Source organism: Nocardia seriolae NBRC 15557 (genome assembly GCF_007990715.1).
Classification (GTDB): Bacteria; Actinomycetota; Actinomycetes; order Mycobacteriales; family Mycobacteriaceae; genus Nocardia; species Nocardia seriolae.
Map to the genome: position 1 here is coordinate 1 of NZ_BJWY01000241.1, position 2606 is coordinate 2606.

Consider the following 2606-nt stretch of genomic DNA (forward strand, 5'->3'; position numbering starts at 1 on the left):
AGGGGAGTCGCAAAGGCTGCAGAGCCCTGTTGCACGCAGCTATGGCTGCGAACCCAGAGTCTGCAGGACAAGGCGATTTGGCGGAAACTGAAATACCGGAGATCTCGTATGATGGAACGGATACCGATATCCCGGCAACAGCGACCGAAGATGCTCCTCTACCCACAACCGAGCAGTTGTCCGAGGTGTTGAGCCTTTCAACCGGCGAACTTGCCACTCTCGACCTGGTTGCGCCCCTCGTCGCGACTACTCCACGCCGAGCCAAACGCTTCGGCAATGTCTATACCGTCGTGCGAGCCCGGCTTTCCGGCGAGCAGAGCGTGGACACCGACGCCCTTGCTGTTGCCGCAGCAATGCTTCTCGGAGCCCCGAGAACCTTGGGAGAGAGACTTCGTGGGCCTGCGCCGGTGTTGGATCCTGAGGTCCCCCTACGGGATTGGGCCGCAGGTGTCTTGGTTGACAGCATCGATCCAGCAGAGACAATACGCGTGGAGTCGTTCCTTCGAAGGGCTGACAGACTCGGTGAGCTGTCCATGAAAGCTGTGATCGATGTCCTGCCGCCAGTTCTGCTCTACGTATAGTGCGTCAGGGGCAGCAGTCAGGAAGCGAGTTCGGTTGTCGCGAACAGGCCGTATTGCTCGGAATGTTCTTTTGCGGCCCGCAGCCTTTCTTTCCGTTCTTGCTCGCGCTTAGCTTTACGGTCACGCTTATCGGCTTCACTGAGCACTTTTGCGATCGAATCTCCGACCGCCTTGGCGACTGGAGGCGGGAAGGCGTTGCCGATCTGCCTGTATTGTGCGGTCTTGCCTCCGGAGAATTTCCAGTCGGCTGGAAATCCTTGAATAATCGCGGTCTGCTGGACCGTCAGCATGGGGCCGTCGGGGCCGAATAGATCTCGCTCGTAAGTGTTCTTCTGCGTGCAGGTGTCAAGGTCGTTTGCCACGCCCATGCCCGAGACGCCCAGCTGCTTCCAGGCAGCCTTTGCACGGCTCGGTCCGAGGTCCGCGCCCCCGTGCTTTTTTGATCCGCCGACCAGAGTCGGTGCGATGCCGCCACCTCGGCCTTTGAGCTCTGTATGGCGGCTGGATGCCGTATTGTACCAGCGATCGAATTGTGCACGGCCCTCGGTCCGACCTGTTTCCTTGTCGAACCGCGCATACCGCTCTCGCATTGTCTCTGCGAGACTGTCTGCGACGCTTGCTGATTCCTCGTGTGTTGCTGTCGGCCAGGAGTAAGGCAGGTCTCCCAGGACATCGTTGCGGATTGCGACGAGGATTGCACGCGGACGAAGCTGGGGGACGCCGAAGTTGCTGGCCTCGAGAACGCCCCAATTGCAGACTGTGTATCCGAGGCCGGGCTCGCCGACTATCTGCCCGTCGTCCTCGGTGTACTTACCTCCTTCGAGCCTTGCGCGGATCCACGTCCGGTAGGGCTCGAATTTCGGGTCCATGATTCCCCGGACATTTTCGATCATGACCGCCCGGGGCTGCAGGATCTTCACGAGTTCGAGCATTCGGGGGAAAAGGTCCCGTTCGTCATCTCTGCCGAGTTGCTTGCCGGCATGTGAAAACGGGGGGCATGGAACGCCGCCTGCCAAAAGGTCCAATTCTCGTGGAGCCAGTTTCTTGCCGTTCTTGGATACCTCGGCGAGCGGTTCGAAAGCCTTCACATCTTTTGAGATTATGCGGCAGTTGTCGCCTTCCCACGCCCACGCGGGATCTGCGTTGTCGCCCTTGATATTCAGATTGAGTGTCGCGACTGCGTGCTCGTCGATCTCGACCAATGCAAGGTGACCGAAACCTGCCTGGTGGAGGCCCACTGCCTGCCCTCCGGCACCAGCGCAGATCTCGATCGAAGTGAACTGTGGTTTCCCCGGCTTCGCTGAGGCGTTGTCAGGCTTGCTTGTTCGAGTCACGCGTCCCCCTTGACGTAGCGGCCGGCGTCGGCGCAGGTCTCGGCGACGCGTAGGTTGGTCATGCAGATACCCTTTCGATGCGAAGGCCGGGTCATAGGTGCGTGAGTGCAGGAGTATCTTCTCGTACGACATCCACAGACTTCGAACCGGGACAGACGTGGCTGAGCGCCGATCGGAAGACGCCAGGCGGAAGGCTCATGCGCAGGGGCTCTACCCTGCCCCGCTCAATGAGGGCCGGTCCCGGAATATGAGGGCCAATCGCCGGGCCGATACCAAGCCGGAGATTGCGTTGCGAAGTGCGTTGCACCGTCTTGGTTTCCGGTATCGGAAGGACTACCGGCTCGACCTCGGGTCGATGAAGGTCCGGCCTGACATCGTGTTCACCGCTCGCAAAGTGGCCGTGTTCGTGGATGGGTGCTTCTGGCACGTTTGTCCTGAGCATGGGCGGCAGCCGACGACCAATGAGTGGTACTGGACGCCGAAGCTTCGCCGGAACATCGAGCGCGACCGGGCCGCGGACGATGCACTTGCAGCAGCCGGCTGGCAGGTGGTCCGCCTCTGGGAACATGAAGACCTGGCCGACGCTGTGAGCGCGGTCACCAGGGTGTTGGCGGGCGGATCCGAACATGTGAGCGATCATATGGCAAAAGAAGGCTGATGATCAGAGGACGCCCCGGACACGCTAGTGTCG

The 2606-nt window shown here is 60.6% G+C and carries 2 protein-coding genes and 1 pseudogene; 2 read left to right on the forward strand and 1 reads right to left on the reverse strand.

All coding sequences use genetic code 11. From position 1 onward, the window contains the following. Positions 1 to 581, forward strand: a 581-nt coding sequence (locus tag NS2_RS35380) for a hypothetical protein (protein ID WP_222594912.1), incomplete at its 5' end; no start/stop codon positions are given. 17 nt (positions 582 to 598) lie between these two features. Here NS2_RS35380 and NS2_RS35385 read toward each other — a convergent pair. Further along, positions 599 to 1915, reverse strand: coding sequence for a DNA cytosine methyltransferase (locus NS2_RS35385; protein ID WP_045440572.1), 1317 nt, complete (start codon positions 1913 to 1915; stop codon positions 599 to 601). Between the two features lie 235 nt (positions 1916 to 2150). Between NS2_RS35385 and NS2_RS35390 the strand changes: the two are divergent. After that, positions 2151 to 2573 (forward strand): annotated as a pseudogene (locus tag NS2_RS35390) (very short patch repair endonuclease); the annotation flags it as partial. Between the last annotated feature and the right edge of the window lie 33 nt (positions 2574 to 2606).